This is a genomic window from Streptomyces sp. NPDC017246 (assembly GCF_044331325.1).
GTDB lineage: Bacteria > Actinomycetota > Actinomycetes > Streptomycetales > Streptomycetaceae > Streptomyces.
In genome coordinates, this window is sequence record NZ_JBIRMW010000019.1 from 62919 (window position 1) to 80964 (window position 18046).

Annotated in this window: 17 protein-coding genes; 2 read left to right on the plus strand and 15 right to left on the minus strand. The window is 72.4% G+C overall.

Going from position 1 to position 18046, the window contains the following annotated elements:
* Positions 1–19: 19 nt before the first annotated feature.
* The 10 genes from ACH4MY_RS32955 to ACH4MY_RS33000 form a co-directional block, all read right to left on the minus strand.
* Positions 20–724 carry a response regulator gene (locus ACH4MY_RS32955; RefSeq protein WP_398007747.1) on the minus strand — a complete coding sequence of 235 codons (705 nt, stop codon included), beginning with the start codon at positions 722–724 and terminating at the stop codon, positions 20–22.
* Positions 721–2046 carry a sensor histidine kinase gene (locus ACH4MY_RS32960; protein ID WP_398007749.1) on the minus strand — a complete coding sequence of 442 codons (1326 nt, stop codon included), beginning with the start codon at positions 2044–2046 and terminating at the stop codon, positions 721–723. The genes ACH4MY_RS32955 and ACH4MY_RS32960 overlap by 4 nt, the downstream gene beginning before the upstream one ends.
* Positions 2047–2053: 7 nt before the next feature.
* Complete coding sequence (locus tag ACH4MY_RS32965) at positions 2054–2941, minus strand: DUF5936 domain-containing protein (protein WP_398007751.1); 888 nt, start codon at positions 2939–2941, stop codon at positions 2054–2056.
* 16 nt (positions 2942–2957) lie between these two features.
* On the minus strand, positions 2958–3902 hold the full coding sequence (locus ACH4MY_RS32970) for a type II secretion system F family protein (RefSeq protein ID WP_398007753.1): 945 nt from the start codon (positions 3900–3902) through the stop codon (positions 2958–2960).
* Complete coding sequence (locus ACH4MY_RS32975) at positions 3899–5245, minus strand: CpaF family protein (RefSeq protein ID WP_398007754.1); 1347 nt, start codon at positions 5243–5245, stop codon at positions 3899–3901. Before ACH4MY_RS32975 ends, ACH4MY_RS32970 begins: the two co-directional genes overlap by 4 nt.
* Positions 5242–5634, minus strand: a complete 393-nt coding sequence (locus ACH4MY_RS32980; RefSeq protein WP_398007756.1) for a TadE/TadG family type IV pilus assembly protein — start codon at positions 5632–5634, stop codon at positions 5242–5244. The genes ACH4MY_RS32975 and ACH4MY_RS32980 overlap by 4 nt, the downstream gene beginning before the upstream one ends.
* Positions 5631–5996 (minus strand): TadE/TadG family type IV pilus assembly protein, encoded by a 366-nt coding sequence (locus tag ACH4MY_RS32985; protein WP_398007758.1) that lies wholly within the window; start codon positions 5994–5996, stop codon positions 5631–5633. The genes ACH4MY_RS32980 and ACH4MY_RS32985 overlap by 4 nt, the downstream gene beginning before the upstream one ends.
* Positions 5997–5999: 3 nt before the next feature.
* A complete protein-coding gene (locus tag ACH4MY_RS32990) occupies positions 6000–7259 on the minus strand; it encodes a CpaE family protein (protein WP_398007760.1) in 1260 nt (419 codons plus the stop codon).
* Positions 7260–7266: 7 nt separating this feature from the next.
* A complete protein-coding gene (cpaB, locus tag ACH4MY_RS32995; protein WP_398007762.1) occupies positions 7267–7974 on the minus strand; it encodes a Flp pilus assembly protein CpaB in 708 nt (235 codons plus the stop codon).
* A 79-nt stretch (positions 7975–8053) separates the two neighbouring features.
* A complete protein-coding gene (locus ACH4MY_RS33000; protein ID WP_398007764.1) occupies positions 8054–9088 on the minus strand; it encodes a hypothetical protein in 1035 nt (344 codons plus the stop codon).
* Positions 9089–9477: 389 nt separating this feature from the next.
* On the opposite strand from ACH4MY_RS33000, the gene ACH4MY_RS33005 reads away from it, so the two are divergent.
* Complete coding sequence (locus tag ACH4MY_RS33005) at positions 9478–11199, plus strand: chitinase (RefSeq protein ID WP_398007766.1); 1722 nt, start codon at positions 9478–9480, stop codon at positions 11197–11199.
* Positions 11200–11266: 67 nt separating this feature from the next.
* Here the strand turns inward: ACH4MY_RS33005 and ACH4MY_RS33010 are convergent, their stop codons facing one another.
* On the minus strand, positions 11267–12490 hold the full coding sequence (locus tag ACH4MY_RS33010) for a protein kinase (RefSeq protein WP_398007912.1): 1224 nt from the start codon (positions 12488–12490) through the stop codon (positions 11267–11269).
* A 178-nt stretch (positions 12491–12668) separates the two neighbouring features.
* Here ACH4MY_RS33010 and ACH4MY_RS33015 point away from each other — a divergent pair, with 178 nt between their 5' ends.
* Positions 12669–14021: a M14 family metallopeptidase gene (locus tag ACH4MY_RS33015; RefSeq protein WP_398007768.1), complete on the plus strand. Its 1353-nt coding sequence runs from the start codon at positions 12669–12671 to the stop codon at positions 14019–14021.
* Between the two features lie 86 nt (positions 14022–14107).
* Here the strand turns inward: ACH4MY_RS33015 and ACH4MY_RS33020 are convergent, their stop codons facing one another.
* The 4 genes from ACH4MY_RS33020 to ACH4MY_RS33035 form a co-directional block, all read right to left on the minus strand.
* Complete coding sequence (locus ACH4MY_RS33020) at positions 14108–15550, minus strand: GntP family permease (RefSeq protein ID WP_398007770.1); 1443 nt, start codon at positions 15548–15550, stop codon at positions 14108–14110.
* A gap of 221 nt (positions 15551–15771) precedes the next feature.
* Entirely contained in the window at positions 15772–16182 is a 411-nt protein-coding gene (locus tag ACH4MY_RS33025) for a RidA family protein (RefSeq protein WP_398007771.1), read from the minus strand.
* Complete coding sequence (locus ACH4MY_RS33030; protein WP_398007773.1) at positions 16179–16940, minus strand: IclR family transcriptional regulator; 762 nt, start codon at positions 16938–16940, stop codon at positions 16179–16181. Before ACH4MY_RS33030 ends, ACH4MY_RS33025 begins: the two co-directional genes overlap by 4 nt.
* Entirely contained in the window at positions 16937–17974 is a 1038-nt protein-coding gene (locus ACH4MY_RS33035) for a sugar kinase (protein WP_398007775.1), read from the minus strand. The genes ACH4MY_RS33030 and ACH4MY_RS33035 overlap by 4 nt, the downstream gene beginning before the upstream one ends.
* Between the last annotated feature and the right edge of the window lie 72 nt (positions 17975–18046).

Below are 18046 nucleotides of genomic sequence, written 5' to 3' on the forward strand. Positions count from 1 at the left end.
GCCCATCTGTGGGCCCGGGTCATCGGGTGGGCCTGGTGCCCAGCCAGGAGGCTATGGCCTCGGCACGGGTGTCGGTGTGGAGTTTGGCGAAGATTCGGTTGATGTGGTTCTTGACCGTCTTCTCGGTGATGAAGCAGGTCGCGGCGATCTGCCGGTTGTTCAGGCCCGTGGCGATCAGGTCCATCACTTCCACCTCCCTCGCACTCAGTCCCCACTGTTCCACAGTCCGTTGCAGGCGCGAAGACATGGATTCAAGCCGCGTTGACATTGAGACAATTGGGTCTCCTCCCTCGTGTGCGGTCGCACGCAGCGACCGCAGCAGGACCTCCGACGCCGTCGCCGTGAACCGGGCCCGCCCCTCTCCCGCGTCCCGGACCGCCCGTACGAGCTCCTCCGTCGTGAATTCGCCGTGGACGAGGTAGCCGGCCGCTCCGAGGCGCAGGGCCTCCTGCACCGTCTCCGGTTCGCGGCTGTGGGTGAGCATCAGGACGTGGGCGAGGCGGGCGAGCTGCGGGAGGGCCGTCAGGCCGTCGTGCGGGGGCATCCGGGCGTCGAGGAGGATCACCCGCGGCCGGGTGCGGAGCGTTTCGCGGAGGGCCTCGCGGCCGTCCGCCGCCTCCGCCACGACCCGGAAGTCCGGGTGGCCGCCGAGCAGGGACCGCAGGCCCGCTCTGACCACCGGGTTGTCGTCGGCGACGAGGAGCGTCAGGGCCGTGGGGGTCATCTCGCGGCCCCCAGGGGGATTTCCAGGCGCACTTCGGTGCCGCGCGTCGCGTCCCCGCGGCCGATCCGGAGTCTGGCGCCGACGCCCGCCGCCCGTTCGACCATGCCCACCAGGCCGAAGTGGCCGGTGCCGCGCAGGGCGTCGAGGTTCGTGCCGGGCGGCAGGCCCCGGCCGTCGTCGCGGACGCTGATGCGGAGGAGGCCCGCGTGGACCCCGGCCGTGACGTCGATGCGGGTGGGGTGGGCGTGGCGGCCGGCGTTCTCCATGGCCTCGGCCGCGATGGAGAGGAGGTGCCTGGCCATCGGGTACGGGACGACGGGCGGGGTTCCGTCCCCCTCCGAGTGGTAGGCGGTGGCGATTCCGGAGGATTCCCAGCGGGTGCTGAAGTCGCGTACGCGATTGGTGAGTTCGGAGGCCAGGTCGATGCCGGCCGCTCCCGCCCCGCCGTAGGACTGGCTTCGCAGGTCGGAGAGGAGTTCGCGGGATTCGGCCGCCGCCCGGCGGGCCGCGCGGGCGACGAGTGCGGCGCGGTCCTTGACCTCCGTCGGGTCGGTGCAGGTCGCGAGGGCGTCGGCGGCGAGCGCGAGGCCGTGCAGGGTGCCGGCGACGGAGTCGTGCATCTCGCGGGCGAGCCGGGCCCGTTCGACGTCGACGGCGTGGGCGGCGGTGAGTCGTACGCGGGCTTCGGCGAGGGCCTGGCCGGCCTCGCCGTACCGCAGCAGCAGGTTCCGCAGGGTGACGCCGAGCGCGCCGGTGATGACGCAGAGGCCGGCGAGGAGGAGGACGTCGCCGCGTACGGCGAGCAGGACGAGGGACTGGAGGCAGGCGAAGAAGGCGGCGCCGCGCCAGCTGTAGGCGAGTCCGGCGAGGAGGGGTGTGCAGACGCTGACGTATCCGAGGGTGCTCTGCGGTCCGGCGGTGACGAGGAGGAGGGCGCCGAGGAGGGTGTCGGCGGCGAGCAGGGCGGGGTGCGCGAGGAGGAGGGGGCCGAAGCGTTCCCAGTCGCGGAAGAGGACGTACGAGCCCATGAAGGTGACGACGACGGCGGCGCCGACGAGCCGGACGGGGAGTCCGGGTGCGGCGCCGAGGAGGGCGGCGGGGGCGGCGAGGGCGATCATCGCGAGCCGGAAGCCGAAGACCTGTCGGCACATGGCCTGGAGGGCGTTGACCTGGAGCGCGTCGGCCTGCGCGTTGCCCCGGAGCGAGCCGGTCCGCGTGTCGCTCCGGGGCGAACCGGTCCGCGCGTGGCCCCGGAGCAAGCCGGTCCGAGCATCGCCCCGCAGCGCGGCTGCCCGGGGCTTTCCGGTCCGTATCGTGCGCATCAGCCGCTCACTCGCCCGTCACCGAGCCGAAGTCCGTGCCCGTGCCCAGGAACAGGCCCGCGCCGAGCAGGATCATCGTCGCCGGGACCATCAGCGTGGTGATCACCATGGTCGCCTTGGGGACGGCCTTGGCCGCCTTGCGGCGTGCGTTCTGGGCGTCGGTGCGCCGCATGTCGTTGGCGATCTGGATGAGGGTGTCGACGATCGGGGCGCCGAGTTCCTCGCCCTGCTGGAGGGCGGTGACGAACTGGGCGACCTGTTCGGAGTCGTTGCGGCGGCGAAGTTCGTCGAAGGCCTGCCGACGGCTGACGCCCATGTCCATCTGACGGAGGGTGATGCGGAGTTCGTCGGCCCAGGGGCCCTCGTACTTCTCGGCGACGCGTTCGAGGGCCTGCCGGAAGCCGAGGCCGGCGGAGACGACGACGGCGAGGACGTCGAGGAAGTCGGGCAGGGTGCGTTCGATCTGGTCCTTGCGGATGCGGACGGCCGACCAGATGCCGACCTCCGTCCAGAACGCGCCGAAGGCGAACAGGAGCAGGGCGACCAGGAAGGAGCCCTTGCTCAGCATCAGCAGGCCGCCGAGGAGTCCCAGGAAGCCGTAGACGGCCCGCCGCGCCCCGTACCGGTCGATGGTGAGTCCGCCGGGGTTTCCGGCGAGGTCGATGCGGCGGCGGACGGCGTTGACGCGTTTGGGGCCCATGAGCCGCAGGACGGCGGGCGACCAGCGCATGCCGAGCCGGTCGACGGCGGAGTCGACGGCGCCGGTACGGGTGGCGCCGACCTCCAGGGCGAGCCGGAGGTCGTCGGGGAGCTTGGCGTCGGCGCGGTAGAGCCGCAGGCCGTAGGCGGCCCCGGCGACGGCGAGCCCGGCGAGGAGGGCGAGGAGGAGGTCCACGGTGGCAGTCCCGTCCCTACACGTCGATCTTGGAGAAGCGGCGGATGGCGACGAAGCCGACCACGTACAGGGCGAACGCGGCGACGACGGCGAACTGTCCGATGCCCGAGCCGGTCATCCGGTCGAGGGCGCCGGGCTGCATGTTGTCGATGAGCAGGAGCGAGCCGACGCCGATGACGGGGACGGAGTACGCGGTCATGCTCACCTGGGAGAGCTGGGTGCGGACCTCGCGCCGGGTCTCCTTGCGTTCCTCCAGGGTCTCGGTGAGGTTGCGCAGGGAGGAGACGACGGTGCCGCCGGCCCGGTTGGCGAGGACGAGGGTGGTGACGAGGACGACGAGTTCGCGGGAGGGCAGGCGTTCGGCGAGTTCGCCGAGCGCGTCGTCGAGGGAGGTGCCGACGGCCAGTTGCTGGGCCACCTTCTCCAGTTCGTCGCCCGCGGGGGCCTCCAGCTCGTCGGCGGCCAGGCTGAGCGCCATCCGCAGGGCGAGTCCCGCCTGCGTGGCGTTGGCCAGGATGCGGGAGAGCTCGGGGAGCTGGTTGATGAACTTCTCGATGCGCTTCTGGCGCTGCCAGCCGAGGTAGCCCATCGCCACCCACACGCCGAGGAGTCCGCAGATCGGGCCGAAGAAGGGGGACAGCGCGGCCTGGCCGACGAACCAGAGGACGGCCACCGTCGCCGCGAGGGCGACCGTGAACTCGCCGGGTGTGATGTCGAGGCCGGTGGCCGCGATCCGCAGTTCCAGCCTGCGGCCGAGGGCGGTCCTGCGGACTCGCCGGTCGACGCCCCGGAAGCGGCGGGCGCGGCGGCCGCCGGTCTCGGGCGCGCCCGACTCGTCGAGCCGGGCGACGAGCGCCGCGTGCCGGCGGGCCCCGCTCGCGTACAGCTGGACGCCGGTGACTCCCAGGACGCAGCAGAGCAGCGCGACGCCGATCGTCAGCCAGAAGGGGTCCGTCATCATTCCGCCTCTCGGGTGGCCAGGTGGGCGTCGTTCGCGGCCACGCCGAAGGCCTGCGGGATGGGCTGGCCCGCGAGGTAGAGGCGTTCGGCGACCCGCCGGGGCAGCGGGTGGTACGTGAACTGCCCGTACACCCGTCCGTCGGCGGCCAGCGGCTGGGCGTGGAAGCGGCAGACCGTGGCGAGCAGGAAGCGTTCGCGCCCGTGGGAGGCGAGGACGGAGATCTCGGTGATGCGGCGGGTGCCGTCGGGGTGCCGGGTGAGCTGGACGAGGACGTCGACCGCGCTGTTGATCTGGTCGCGGAGCGCCTCGAACGGCACCTTGACCTCGGACATGGAGGCCAGGGTCTGGAGGCGCATGAGCGCGTCCTCGGCCGAGTTGGCGTGGACGGTGGCGAGCGAGCCGTCGTGGCCGGTGGACATCGCCTGGAGCATGTCGAGGGTCTCACCGCCGCGGACCTCTCCGACGATGATCCGGTCGGGGCGCATGCGCAGGGAGTTGCGGACGAGGTCGCGGATGGTGATGGCGCCGCGGCCCTCGATGTTCGGCGGGCGGGCCTCCAGCCGGATGACGTGGGACTGCTGGAGCTGGAGTTCGGCGGAGTCCTCGATGGTGATGATCCGCTCGCCGTCGGGGACGAGTCCGGAGAGGGCGTTGAGGAGGGTGGTCTTCCCGGTGCCGGTGGCGCCGGAGACGATCAGGTTGAACTTGGCCTGCACGAGACCGGAGAGCAGGAGCAGCATCTGTTCGTCGAGGGAGCCGAGGCCGAGCATCTCGTGGAGCGTGTACGCCCGGGGGAAGCGGCGGATGGTGAGGGTCGCCCCGGTGAGCGAGAGCGGCGGGATGATGACGTTGACGCGCTCGCCGGAGGGCAGCCGGGCGTCGACCATCGGGTTCGACTCGTCGACGCGCCGGTTGACGGTGGAGACGATGCGCTCGATGGTCTGCATCAGCTGGTCGTGCGAGGCGAAGCGGAGCGGCAGCAGTTCGACGCGTCCGGCGCGTTCGATGAAGATCTGGTCGGGTCCGTTGACCATGATCTCGGTGATCGAGGCGTCTTCGAGGAGTGGTTCGAGGACGCCGAGGCCGAGGGCCTCGTCGACGACACGGCGGATCAGCTGGGACCGCTCGGCGGTCGAGAGGACGGGGCCCTCGCGGCTGATGATGTGCCCGAGGACGCGCTCCAGCCGGGCGCGCCGCTCGGCGGCCGCGAGCGCGGACATCTCGGTGAGGTCGATCTCCTCCAGGAGCTTGGCGCGGAAGGCGGCGACGAGGTGACCGTCCTCCCGGGCGGCGGCGTTGCCGCCGTGGTCCTCGGGGGCGTTGATCCGGGCTCGCAGGCTCATGGCAGGTCCTCCTCGTCGGGCATCGGCATGGTGGCGGTCTTCGTGACGGAGCCGAAGCCGTTCCAGAAGGGGACGACGGAGGGGATCTCGACCGTGACGGTGTAGACGGCCTCCCCGCCTCCCGCACCGCCGGTGACGTGGGAGCGCCGCGCGATCCAGCCGCTGACGGCCGCGTCGGCGGCCGCGTCGGGCGGTGGCGCGTCCTCGTCGTCGCTGCTCGCCGCCCGGGCGGCCGCGCGCGCGGCCGTGCCCGCCTGCTGGGCGGCGTAGGCGGCGATGCCGAGCTGAAGCCCCGCGAGGCCGACGAGCAGCAGGATGGGCAGGAAGCCGAGGTACTCGATGGCGGCCTGGCCCCGGTCGCGGGGCGCCTTCTCCGTACGGACGGTCATGGCCGCCTCTCCTCCGACACCGCGCCTGCCTTCCCCCGTACGGTGAACAGCCCTCCGACGCCGGGGACCAGGACGGGCACCCGGATCTCGACGACGGCCGTCACCATGCCCCCGTCGGTCGAGCAGCTGGGACTCGCGCCGCTCGACCAGGCTCCGTCCAGGTGGCGCAGCGCCGCCTCGCCGCAGTCCTCGCCGACCGCCGCCGCCCGCGCGGCCTCGTCAGCCGCGTTCCCCGCCAGTGTGTACGTGTAGCCGACCAGGACGACCTGCCAGAGCAGGGCGAGGGTGAGCAGGATGACCGGCACCATGCCGAGGAACTCGACCGCCACCTGCCCCCTGTCGTCGTCCCGGTGGATGCGCATGGCTCAGCGCCCTCCCGTGCGGCGCCGGAGCCCCAGCGAGCCCCGGTCGCCGGCCCGCGCGAGCTGTTTGCCGGGCTGTCCCGCTGTCGCCGGTGCCTGGACCAGGCCCAGCTCTCCCGCCAGGGACCACAGCGCCTGCTTGACGGTCGACTTGGCGTCGAGTTCGTGCAGCCGGCCGGCGTCGACGACGGCCTGGAGTTCCTTGAAGTGGGCGGGGACGGCGACGCCCGCGACCCGGGTGCCGGTGATCTTCTGGACGAGGGGCGGCTGGATCTCGGAGGAGCGGTGGTGGCGGTTGACCAGGGTCACCGTCTCCTCCGCCTTGCGGACCTGGAGCCGTTCCCACATGCGTACGGTCCGCTTGGCCGCGCGGACGGCGACCACGTCGGGGGTGGTGACGAGCAGGGCGGTGCCGGCCATCTCGATCGCGGCGGCGTTGGCGCCGGTGAGCTGGGAGCCGCAGTCGACGACGACGACCTCGTGACGGCCGCGCAGGGCGCTGACGATCTGGCGGGCGGCGCGGTCGGTGACCTCCTCGCCGCGTTCGCCCTCCGCCGGGGCGAGGAGCAGCGAGAGGCCGGTCTCGTGGACGTAGACGGCGTCCTGGAGGACGCGTGGCGAGATGTCGGCGATGGAGGCCAGGTCGGCGACGGAGCGCCGGAACTGGACGTCGAGGTAGGAGGCGATGTCGCCGCTCTGCAGGTCCATGTCGACGAGGGCGACGGTCCGTCCGGAGGCGCGGGCCGCGAGGGCGAGGTGGACGGCGGTGACGGTGGCGCCGACGCCGCCCTTGGCTCCGCTGACGGTGACGACGGTGCCGCCGGGGCCTGTGACCTGTTCGGCGCCCGCGCCGAGGTGGCGGCGGACCCCGACGGACCACTGGGCGGCGGCCTGGACGCGGCTGGCGAGTTCCTCGTATCCGAGGGGCAGGGTGACGAGTCCCCTGGCTCCGGAGTCCATGGCGGCGGAGAAGAGGACGGGGCTGGCGTCGGCGGTGATGAGGACGACGCCGACGGCGGGGAAGCGGAGGGCGACCTCGCGGACGAGTTCGAGGGCGGGGACGGGGCCGATCCGCTCGTGGACCAGGACGACCTCGGGGAGTTCGTCGAGGGACGCGGCGGCGAGGCGCGCGAGGGTGTCGACGAGCTGGGTGGAGTCGGTGACCGGCGGGGCGGGTTCGGCGTCGGGGAGCTGGCCGATCAGGGTGGTGACGGACCGGGCCGCGTCGGGGTCGCCGACGGCCGGCAGGATCCTGGTGGTCATACCGGCCTCACTTGTCCTTTTCGAGCGTGTAGGTGCGGTCGCGCTGGTCGGCCGGGGCGCCGCCGGTGGTGGGGGCGACGAGGGCGAGGCGTACGTGCTCGGCGAAGGACTCGGCGTACGCGACGCGCTGGGCGTCGAGGGTGGAGAGGGCGAAGGAGATCGGCACGGCCTCGTTGGTGCGGCCGGCGCGGCCGGAGCTGTCGCTGATCGGGGTGAGCTGGCCGACGTCGAGGACGCGGGCGCCGGCGACGATCATCCGGGACTGGGCGGCCTCGCCCTTCTTCTCGCCGGAGAAGGTGGCGTAGATGTTGACGGTGGCGCCGGCCTTGATCTTTCCGGCGACGCCGGTGGCGGCGTCGATCATGATGGCGATCTCCTGCTGGCCCGGCTGGAGTTCGGGCCGTTTCACGATCATGTCGGTCTGCAGGAGGGAGCCGGCCTTGAGCCGGGTGACGGCGATCCTGCCCTCGATCTGGCGGAGGTCGGTGACGGCGGTCTCCGAGAGCCAGCGCTCGGGCATGGAGATCTTCTCGAACTGGTTCGGGCTCAGGGGGGCGTAGGGGTCCACGTCCTTCTTGATCCGGTACGCGGTGGTCTCCGGGCCGACCTTGGAGTTCACGTCGCTGATGACGGCGAGGACGCCGGCGAAGGCGCCGAGGGCGCACAGGACGGACAGCAGCAGCAGGATGACGCCGCGGCGCTGGCGGGAGTTCATGGCCGTACTACCTCGATCGGAGACGTGGGACCGGACGGGCGGGGGTCGGGCTTTTGGCGGGTGCCGCGCGGGATACGGGTCATGGCAGCGCGCGCGGGGGGTTCACGGGAGTGAGTGCGTCGCGTCCCGTGCGCGCGGCGTGCGCGCCGGTGCCGAGGGCGCGGGGGCCCTGCGCGGGCACGCCGGTTCCCAGGGCCCGGGTGTCCGTGCCGAGCGACCGGGTGTCCGCGCCCGGGGCCCGCGTCTGCGTACCTCCGTGGGAGCGGTTCCCCGGCTCCGGCGGCGGCCCGCCCACCGTCAGGGGTGCGCCGCAGAATCCGCAGCGGTCGCCGATGAGCTCCATCGCGCACCAGTGGCAGGTCTCGCGCCGTACGGAGGAGACGAGCTGGTAGAGGACGGGCAGGTCGGGCAGGTACGCGGCGAACTCGACGAGTCTGCCGGTGCCCCACCAGCCGGGTGAGGAGTCGGGCAGCGCCGCCTCGACCGCGGCGCCCTGGATCCGCCACCGGGGTACGAGGCTGGTGGTGGGCCAGTCGGTCTGGAGCTGGCCCCGGGCAAGGAGGAGTTCGGTGGTGAACTCGGGTCCCGTCAGGGAGTCCTCTCCGCTGCCGACGCGCACGATCTGCGGGGTGGGTCCGGCGAGGACGGCGAAGTGGGCGCCGGGCAGCCAGCTCTTGAGGTGGGAGCCCAGGCTGACGGGGACGCGGTCGAGCCGGGAGACGGAGCCGAGGACGGCGCCCGCGTAGATGTAGTGGGCGAGCAGCCGGGCGGCGGAGGCGAGGACGCCGGGGCTGAAGTCGCAGCCCGCCAACTGCCTCAGCTGGCGGACGAGTACGGCCGCTCCGAGGGGTGGCAGGTCGGTCCTGACCAGGGCGATCCGGTCGCTTTCGAGCAGGGCGCGGACGGCGCGCAGCCGGTGCTCGACGGCGGCCGGGGCGGAGGTGGGGCAGACGACGATCACCTGGCCGAACCGCGCGAGCAGCTGCTGCATGTCGGCGATCGAGGCGTCGAGCGACTGGGTGTCGGGGGCCGGGAGCACGGTGGCGTGCGGGGTTCCGGGGTCGGTCGGTGGCAGCACCAGGTCGGCGCTGGTGACCGCGATCGCTGTCGGCACGTCGGACCCCCCGTCCCCTCCGGCCTCCGCCGTCCCGGGGGCCGCGGATCACTTACCGCGTTCGCGGCGTCACCGCAGGGTGCTGCCGCCTCTGCACCTTATCCACGTCCCCCGGGGTGGTGAACACACAATCCGCCAAGCTCCCCTCATTTATTTGGGCCCGGGCTTGGGCCCCTCGGCCCTTTTCACCCCGGCCGAACAGCCCTTGCTGCCAGAGGTCTTGACAACGCGATTGGTCTGGACCAGCTTGTTCCGACAACGGTGGCCACCGTCCGCACTCCCCGTACACCTCGTACGTCCGTACCCCCCGCACCACCTCGTACCCCCGTACGAACCCCTCCGTACGACGACGTACGGCACCTCCACATCCCCAACTCCCCCACCGGAGGATGCACGTGGACCGCACCACCACCCGCCCGCACGGACGCCGCCTGCTCGGCGGAGCCCTCGCGCTCGCCGTCGGCTCCGGGCTCGCCCTCGTCGGCGGAGCCGGCACCGCGCAGGCGGCGGACGTCAACGTCGCCAAGAACGCGGGATTCGAGAACGGCCTCGCCAACTGGTCCTGTTCCGCCGGGAGCGGCGCCGCCGTCTCCACCCCGGTACGCACCGGGGCCGGCGCCCTCAGAGCCACCCCGGCCGGGCTCGACAACGCCAAGTGCGTCCAGACCGTGGCCGTGAAGCCCAACTCCACCTACACGCTGAGCGCCTGGGTCCAGGGCGGATACGCCTACCTCGGCGCGAACAACACCGGGACCGGCACCGGCAGCGTCTCCACCTGGACGCCCGACAGCGCCGCCTGGAAGCAGCTCACCACCAGCTTCACCACCGGGGCGAGCACCACCTCGGTCGAGATCTACACCCACGGCTGGTACGGCACCACCCCGTACTCCGTCGACGACGTCAGCGTCTTCGGCCCCGACGGGGGCGGCGGCCAGGACCCCGACCCGGTCGTCCCGGCCACCCCGGCCGGTCTCGCCGCGGGCACCGCCACCTCGTCCTCCGTGGACCTGAGCTGGGCCGCGGTCTCCGGCGCCACGGGCTACAAGGTCTACCGGGACGGCGCCAACCCGCAGGCCGTGACGGGCACCTCCGCGACGGTCTCCGGGCTCACCGCCGACACGGCGTACCAGTTCCAGGTCGCCGCGACGAACTCCGCGGGCGAGTCCGCGAAGTCCACCGCCGTGACGGCGCGCACCGCCAAGGTCACCGACCCGGGCCCCGGCCCGGCCGTGCCCAAGCACGCCCTCACCGGCTACTGGCAGAACTTCAACAACGGCGCCACCGTCCAGAAGCTGCGGGACGTGCAGTCGCAGTACGACATCATCGCCGTGTCGTTCGCCGACTCGACGACCACGCCCGGCCAGATCGTCTTCAACCTCGACCCGGCCGTCGGCTACACCTCGGCCGCCGACTTCAAGGCGGACATCGCGGCCAAGAAGGCGGCAGGCAAGTCGGTCGTCATCTCGGTCGGCGGCGAGAAGGGGAACGTCACGATCAACAGTGACGCCTCCGCGACCACCTTCGCGAACAGCGCCTACGCCCTGATGCAGGAGTACGGCTTCAACGGCGTCGACATCGACCTCGAGCACGGCATCAACTCCACGTACCTGACCAAGGCGCTGCGCCAGCTCTCCGCCAAGGCCGGTTCGTCGATGGTCCTGACGATGGCCCCGCAGACCATCGACATGCAGAACACGGGCACGGAGTACTTCAAGACCGCGCTCGCCGTGAAGGACATCCTCACGGTCGTCAACATGCAGTACTACAACAGCGGTTCGATGCTCGGCTGCGACGGCAAGGTCTACAGCCAGGGCTCGGTGGACTTCCTCACCGCGCTCGCCTGCATCCAGATCCAGGGCGGGCTCGCCCCGTCCCAGGTCGGCCTGGGCGTCCCCGCCTCCTCGCGGGGCGCGGGCAGCGGCTACGTCGACCCGCAGATCGTGAAGAACGCGCTGGACTGCCTGACCAAGCTCACCGGCTGCGGCACCTTCAAGCCGGCCCAGGCCTGGCCGACGCTGCGCGGCGCCATGACCTGGTCGACCAACTGGGACGCGACGGCCGGCAACGCCTGGTCGAACGCGGTGGGCCCGCACGTCCACAACCTGCCGTAACAGCGCACACCCGTACGGAATCCCCACCGCAGCGCCGCCGCTCCCCCGGCGGCGCTGCGCCGTCTCGTCAGGCGGGAAGGAACCGGGCCAGGACCCGGGCGAGGCCGTGGACCCACTCGTCGACCCTGGCCGCCCGGCGGCCGTCGATCTCGCAGACGTAGCTGCCGCCGTCGTACAGGAGGACGGTGATCCGCAGCCATCGGCCGCGGCGGGTCCGCTCGTACCGCACGGCCCCGATCTCGGACCAGGTGAACTCGGCCTCGTCCTCCAGCAGCTGCAGGCAGATCCCGGCGCCGTCGGCGACGATGCCGTAGACGTTGTCGGCGGCGACGAACTCGGGCACGGGCTGCGGCGGCGTGGCGGGCGGCGGGGGCATGAAGGGTGTGGGAGTGGGTGGCCCGAACCCCGAGGAGACCGGCTCCCGCGGCGGCCCGAAGGAGGACGGGACCGGCTGCGGCGGCCCGAACCCCGACGCGGGCGGCCCCTGCGGCGGCCCGAGGGCCGACGGGGCGCCGGGCCCGACGGCAAGCGTCGGCGTCGATGGCGCCGGCGTGCCCGTCCGGTCCCGCGCCCCCTCCCCCAGGACGTCCAGGATCTCCTCGGGCGTGGGCCGTTCGGCGGGGTTCTTGGCGAGGCAGCGGCCGATGAGTCCGCGCAGTGCCTCCGGCACCGTGGCGAGGTCCGGGTCCTCGTGCACCGCCCGGTACATGAGCCCCATCGGCGTGCCGTCCCCGAAGGGCCGGCCGCCCGCCGCGGCGACGAGCACCGCGCCGAGCGCGAAGACGTCGGCGGCGCCGGTGACCTCCTCGCCGAGGGCCTGTTCGGGGGCGAGGTAGCCGGGGGTGCCGAAGGCCGCGCCGGTGGCGGTGAGCCGGGTCGACTCCAGCGCGCGGGCGATCCCGAAGTCGAGGACGCGGGGCCCGTCGGGGGCCATGACGATGTTGCCGGGCTTGAGGTCGCGGTGGACGAGACCGCAGCCGTGGATGGCTTCCAGGGCCTCGGCCAGCGCGGCGCCGAGCGAGCGGAGCCGTTCCTCGTCCATCGGGCCGTGCGCGGTGACGAGCGCGGCGAGGGTGGGGCCGGGGATGTAGGCGGTGGCGAGCCAGGGCGCCTCGGCGTCGGGGTCGGCGTCGACGACCTGTGCGGTGTGGAATCCGCCGACCTGCCGGGCGGCGGCGACCTCGGCGCGGAAGCGTGCGCGGAAGGAGGGATCGGCGGCGAGTTCAGGCCGGGCCACCTTGACGGCGACGGCGCGCCCGCCGCGCGATCGGGCCAGATAGACGGTGCCCATGCCGCCTTCGCCTAGCTTGTGCTCGATGACGTATCTACCGATGAGGGTCCCCACGCGGGACAGTATGGCCGAACTCCTCATCTTGACCCGTCCATGACATGGCTTCACCATGTGCCGGAACGCGCAACAACCCGCACGAGCTTGTCGCACCCCCCACCCTCCCCACCCAGGAGACAGCATGCGACGTCCCATCCGCGGCAGAAGGTCCGCCACCCTCGCGGCCCTCGTGGCGCTCGCCCTCGCGGCGCCCCTCTCCGCACTCACGACACCCGCCGGGGCCGACCCGGCGTCGACCGCCGCCCGTATCGCCTCGGGCGCCGAGGAGGTGATCCGGCAGTACGAGGTCGCCGGACCGTCCACCCCGGCCGCCCGCACCGCGCTCGCCGCCACCGGCGTCTCGATCGACGAGGTCGACGCCCGTTCGGTCGTCGTCAGCGCCAACACCGAACAGCTCAGGAACCTCAAGGCACTCGGCTACAAGCCGGTCGCCCTGCCCGGCCCGCCGAACCGCACGGCCGAGGGCCAGGCCGTCGGCCCGCTGGACTTCCCCTCCGCCGACGCGAAGTACCACAACTACGCGGAGACGAACGCGGAGATCGACCAGCGCCTCGCCCAGTACCCGTCCATCATGCGCAAGCAGGTCATCGGGAAGTCGTACCAGGGCCGGGACATCGTCGCCATCAAGATCAGCGACAACGTCGCCACCGACGAGAACGAGCCGGAAGTCCTCTTCACCCACCACCAGCACGCCCGCGAGCACCTCACCGTCGAGATGGCGCTCTACCTCCTGCGCGAACTCGGCGCGGGCTACGGCAGCGACTCCCGGGTCACCAACGCCGTGAACGGGCGCGAGATCTGGATCGTCCCGGACCTCAACCCCGACGGCGGCGAGTACGACATCGCCAGCGGCTCCTACCGCAGCTGGCGCAAGAACCGGCAGCCCAACTCCGGCTCCTCGTACATCGGCACCGACATGAACCGGAACTGGGACTACAAGTGGGGCTGCTGCGGCGGCTCCTCCAGCTCCAAGAGCTCCGAGACCTACCGCGGCGCGGCCCCCGAGTCCGCCCCCGAGGTGAAGGTCGTCGCCGACTTCGTCCGCTCCCGGGTGGTCGGCGGCAAGCAGCAGATCACCGCGGCCATCGACTTCCACACCTACAGCGAACTGGTGCTCTGGCCGTTCGGCTGGACCACGGCCAACACCGCGCCCGGCATGACGCTCGACGACCGCAACGCCTTCGCCGCCGTCGGCGGGAAGATGGCGGCCAGCAACGGCTACACGCCCGAGCAGTCCAGCGACCTGTACATCACGGACGGCTCGATCGACGACTACCTCTGGGGTGCGCAGCGGATCTTCGCGTACACCTTCGAGATGTACCCGTCCTCGTCCGGCGCCGGCGGCTTCTACCCGCCCGACGAGGTCATCGAGCGCGAGACGAGCCGCAACCGCGACGCCGTCCTCCAGCTCCTGGAGAACGCCGACTGCATGTACCGCTCGATCGGCAAGCAGGCCCAGTACTGCGCGGCCTGACGGTCCGTACGTGAACGGGCGCCCCGGCGGGACCACCGCCGGGGCGCCCTCGCGCGTCGGGGGCCGGACACCCGGCGCCCCCGCGCTCAGACGAACAGACTCAGCAGGGCCGCCACCGCGAAACCGGCCAGGGAGAGCACCGACTCCAGGACCGTCCAGGACTTGAGCGTGTCCCGCTCCGTGATGCCGAAGTACTTCGAGACGATCCAGAACCCGCCGTCGTTGACGTGCGAGGCGAAGATCGAGCCCGCCGAGATCGCCATGATGACGAGGGCGAGGAAGGCCTGCGAATGGTCCCCGCCCTCGACCAGCGGGAGCACGATGCCGGCCGTGGTGACGATGGCGACCGTCGCCGAGCCCTGGGCGACGCGCAGGACCAGGGAGATGAGGTAGGCGAGCACGATGACGGGGAGACCGACGTCGTGGAAGGTGTCGGAGAGCGCCTGGGCGACGCCGCTCACCTTGAGGACCGCGCCGAAGACCCCGCCCGCGCCGACGACGAGCAGGATGTTGCCGACCGGCTTGAGGGAGGACGTGGACACCTGCTCCAGGGACTTCCTCGACCAGCCGCGCCGGATGCCCAGCAGCCAGTACGCCAGGAACAGCGCGATCGTCAGGGCGACGAAGGGGTTCCCGAAGAACTCGACGACGGAGCGGAGGGTGGACGGGTCCAGGGCGATGGAGGAGAAGGTCGCGGCGAGGATGAGCACCAGGGGCGTGCCGATGATGAGGAGCACCGTGGAGAGGGAGACCGGTTCCTCGGTTCCCCCGGCCCGCTCGGCGGCGACCTTGGCCCGGGCCTCCTCGGCGGCCTCGACCATGTCCTGCGGGACCGCGACGAAGAGGCGGCGGCCGATCCAGCCGGCGTAGGCCCAGGCCGCGAGGACGGCGGGGACGCCGACGAGGACGCCCATCAGGATGACCCAGCCGAGCGAGACGTGCAGCAGCCCGGCGGCGGCCACGGGACCGGGGTGCGGCGGGAGGAAGGCGTGGGTCATCGAGAGGCCCGCGAGCAGCGGCATGGCGTAGAGCAGGATCGACTTGCCGGACCGCTTGGCGGCGGCGTAGACGAGCGGCGCGAGGACGAAGATGCCGACGTCGAAGAAGACCGGGATGCCGAAGATCAGTCCGGTGAGGCCCATCGCGAGAGGGGCGCGCTTCTCGCCGAAGAGGCCGAGGAGACGGCTGCTCAGCACCTCGGCGCCGCCCGAGACCTCCAGGATCGAGCCGAGCATGGTGCCCAGGCCGATGATGATCGCGACATGGCCGAGGATGCCGCCCATCCCGGTCTCGATGACGGAGGTGGCGGCGGACTTCTGGACGGTGCCGAAGAGTTCGGTGACGGAGAGGCCGGCCGCGAGGCCGACGCCGATGGAGACGGCCAGCAGCGCGACGAAGGGCTGGAGCCGGATCTTGATGATCAGCAGGAGCAGGAAGGCGATGCCGAGGGCGGCGACGGTGAGCAGCCCGGCGGTGCCGGGTATGAGGTGGAGCAGTCCACCGGTGTGCGGGGGCGCGACGGGGTTCATGGCGGGGGGAGACCTCGCTTGGGGGAGGGCGTGCGGGCAGGGCGGAGCGCGGCACGGCGTTCGCGGGGTGAACGCCGTGCCGTGGGGCGGCTGGCTCAGGTGGATCGGTCAGGTCCGTTCGGGCCGGGTGTGCGCGGGCCGGAGGTGCTCGGGCCCGGTGTGCTCGGGCCGGAGGTGCTCAGGCCCGGTGTGCTCGGGTGGGGGGCGGGTCGGTGCCCGGATCAGCCGAGGACGGCGAGGGCGTCGATCTCGATGAGGAGACCGGCGGGCAGACCGACGTAGACCGTGGTGCGGGCGGAGGCGGGGGCCGTGAGGCCCTGCTCCTGGAAGTACTGGTTGTAGATCGCGTTCATCTCCGCGAAGTGGTCCACGTCGGTGAGGTAGACGCGCATCATCATCACGTCGTCCCAGCTCGCGCCGCCCTCCTCCAGGATCGCCTTGACGTTGGCGAAGGTCTGGAGCGTCTGCTCGCGCAGGGTCGGACCGGCGACCGTCGGGGCCTGGCCCTCGACGGCGGGCAGGAAGCCGACCTGGCCCGCGACCTGGAGGATGTTGCCCTTCTTCACGCCGTGCGAGAACTTCGCCGGCGGGGCGGTGTGGGTGGCGGGGGTGAGGGCGGTCTTCTCGGTCATGCGGTGTCCTTGTTCGGTGCGGTGCCGGAGTACTCCCGGCTGATGACGTCCGCGGTGCGGCGCACCTGCGGGAGGAGGGTGAGGAGTTCCTCGGCCGTGACGACCACGTTGGGCGCCGAGACCGACATGGCGGCGACGACACGCCCGTCGGCGCCGCGGATCGGGGCTCCGACGCAGTTGATGGACTCCTCGTGGCCGCCGAGGTCGGTGGCCCATCCCTGTTCGCGTACGGTCGCCAGCTCCTTGAGGAAGGCGGCGGCGTTCGGGGTCGAACGGGGCGTGTACGGGGGGTAGTCGAGCTTGGCGGCGACGGTGCGGCGCTCGGCCTCGGGCAGGTCGGCGAGGAGCAGCTTGGCGACGGCGGCGACGGTGATGGCGACCGGTTTGCCGATGCGCGAGTACATGCGGACCGGGTAGCGGCTCTCGACCTTGTCGATGTAGAGGACCTCGCCCTCCTCGTAGACGGCGAGGTGGACGGTGTGCCCGATGCGCTCGTTGAGCGCGGCGAGGTGGGGGTGCGCGATCTCCCGGATGTCGAGGTTCTCGACCGCTTCCTGGGCGAGGGCGAAGAGCCGGGCGCCGAGGCGGTAGCGCTGGTCCTCCTGGCGGTAGACGAGCCCGTGTTCGTGCAGGGTGCGCAACAGCCGCAGGGCCGTGGACTTGTGGACACCGAGCCGGTCGGCGACCTGGCCGAGGTCGGCGGGTCCCTGCGCGAGCAGGGGCAGGATGCTGAGCGCCCGGTCGACGGTCTGGCTCATGGTGTACGTCCCTCCTGGTCGTCCCCCGTCCAGCCGGGGCCGAGCTGAAGTGTGCCCCAGGCGGTCGGGGCGAGGGCGGCGAGCCGGTCGGCGTGGGCGCGGCGGGGAGGCACGGCCAGGTCGCCGGGGACGGTGAGGGCGGCGGCGGCGAGGAGGTGGCCGTGCCGGAGGCGGGCCGTGGCGTCGAGCCCGCGGAGGGTGGCGGAGAGGAATCCGGCGGCGAAGGCGTCTCCGGCGCCGACCGCGGCGACGACGTCGACGCGGGGGGCCGGCACGTCCACGACGGTGTCGGTGCCTCCGGGGCCGGTGCGTTCGTGGACGATGGCGCCGGCGGCGCCCCGTTTGACCACGAGGACGGCGGGTTCGGGGAGCGCCGCGCGGATCGCGGCGGGGTCGGTGAGGCCCCAGGCCTGTTCCGCCTCGTCGGCGCCGACGAAGACGAGGTCGGATCCGCGGGCGAGTTCCATGAGGACGGGCCCGGCGGTGGTCGCGCCGTCGCGCCAGAGTCCGGGGCGGCAGTTGACGTCGAAGGAGACGAGGGGGCGGCCGTCCCGGGGTGCGGTGAGGGTGCGCATGAGGGCGAGGCAGTCGTCGGAGAGGGCCGCGGTGATGCCGGTGAGGTGGAGGATCCGGGCGTCCGCGAGGGTCTCGTACGGCACGGTGGCGGGCGACATCGCGGAGGCGGCCGATCCGGCGCGGTAGTAGACGACCTCGTGGGCGTCGGTGGCCCGGTCGGCGGCGGTGCGGAAGTAGACGCCGGTCGGCCGGCGGGGGTCGCGGTCGACGGCGGTGACGTCGACGCCGTAGGAGCCGATGGTGTCGACCAGGTGGTCGCCGAAGCCGTCGCGGCCGACCCGGCCGACCCAGCGGGTCCGGTGTCCGGCGGCGGCGAGGGCGCAGGCGACGTTGGACTCGGCGCCGCCGATCGCCCGCTCGAAGGCGGGGACGTCGGCGAGGCGGCCCGGTCGGGAGGGAAGGAAGGTGACCATGGACTCGCCGAGGCACACGACATCCACGGGCGGTTCTGCGGCCACTCCGGCACTCCCTTGCGACTCTGGCGGGGTCCATTGACCCGGCCTTGGCCCGGATGCTAGACAGCATTGAGC

Coding starts and splice junctions, on each gene's coding strand:
- cpaB (WP_398007762.1), bottom strand. CDS start 7,974: ATGAACTCCCGCCAGCGCCGCGGCGTCATCCTGCTGCTGCTGTCCGTC.
- ACH4MY_RS32990 (WP_398007760.1), bottom strand. CDS start 7,259: ATGACCACCAGGATCCTGCCGGCCGTCGGCGACCCCGACGCGGCCCGG.
- ACH4MY_RS33015 (WP_398007768.1), top strand. CDS start 12,669: ATGCGACGTCCCATCCGCGGCAGAAGGTCCGCCACCCTCGCGGCCCTC.
- ACH4MY_RS32985 (WP_398007758.1), bottom strand. CDS start 5,996: ATGCGCATCCACCGGGACGACGACAGGGGGCAGGTGGCGGTCGAGTTC.
- ACH4MY_RS32970 (WP_398007753.1), bottom strand. CDS start 3,902: ATGATGACGGACCCCTTCTGGCTGACGATCGGCGTCGCGCTGCTCTGC.
- ACH4MY_RS32980 (WP_398007756.1), bottom strand. CDS start 5,634: ATGACCGTCCGTACGGAGAAGGCGCCCCGCGACCGGGGCCAGGCCGCC.
- ACH4MY_RS33020 (WP_398007770.1), bottom strand. CDS start 15,550: ATGAACCCCGTCGCGCCCCCGCACACCGGTGGACTGCTCCACCTCATA.
- ACH4MY_RS32960 (WP_398007749.1), bottom strand. CDS start 2,046: ATGCGCACGATACGGACCGGAAAGCCCCGGGCAGCCGCGCTGCGGGGC.
- ACH4MY_RS33030 (WP_398007773.1), bottom strand. CDS start 16,940: ATGAGCCAGACCGTCGACCGGGCGCTCAGCATCCTGCCCCTGCTCGCG.
- ACH4MY_RS33005 (WP_398007766.1), top strand. CDS start 9,478: ATGCACGTGGACCGCACCACCACCCGCCCGCACGGACGCCGCCTGCTC.
- ACH4MY_RS32975 (WP_398007754.1), bottom strand. CDS start 5,245: ATGAGCCTGCGAGCCCGGATCAACGCCCCCGAGGACCACGGCGGCAAC.
- ACH4MY_RS32955 (WP_398007747.1), bottom strand. CDS start 724: ATGACCCCCACGGCCCTGACGCTCCTCGTCGCCGACGACAACCCGGTG.
- ACH4MY_RS33025 (WP_398007771.1), bottom strand. CDS start 16,182: ATGACCGAGAAGACCGCCCTCACCCCCGCCACCCACACCGCCCCGCCG.
- ACH4MY_RS33010 (WP_398007912.1), bottom strand. CDS start 12,490: ATGGGCACCGTCTATCTGGCCCGATCGCGCGGCGGGCGCGCCGTCGCC.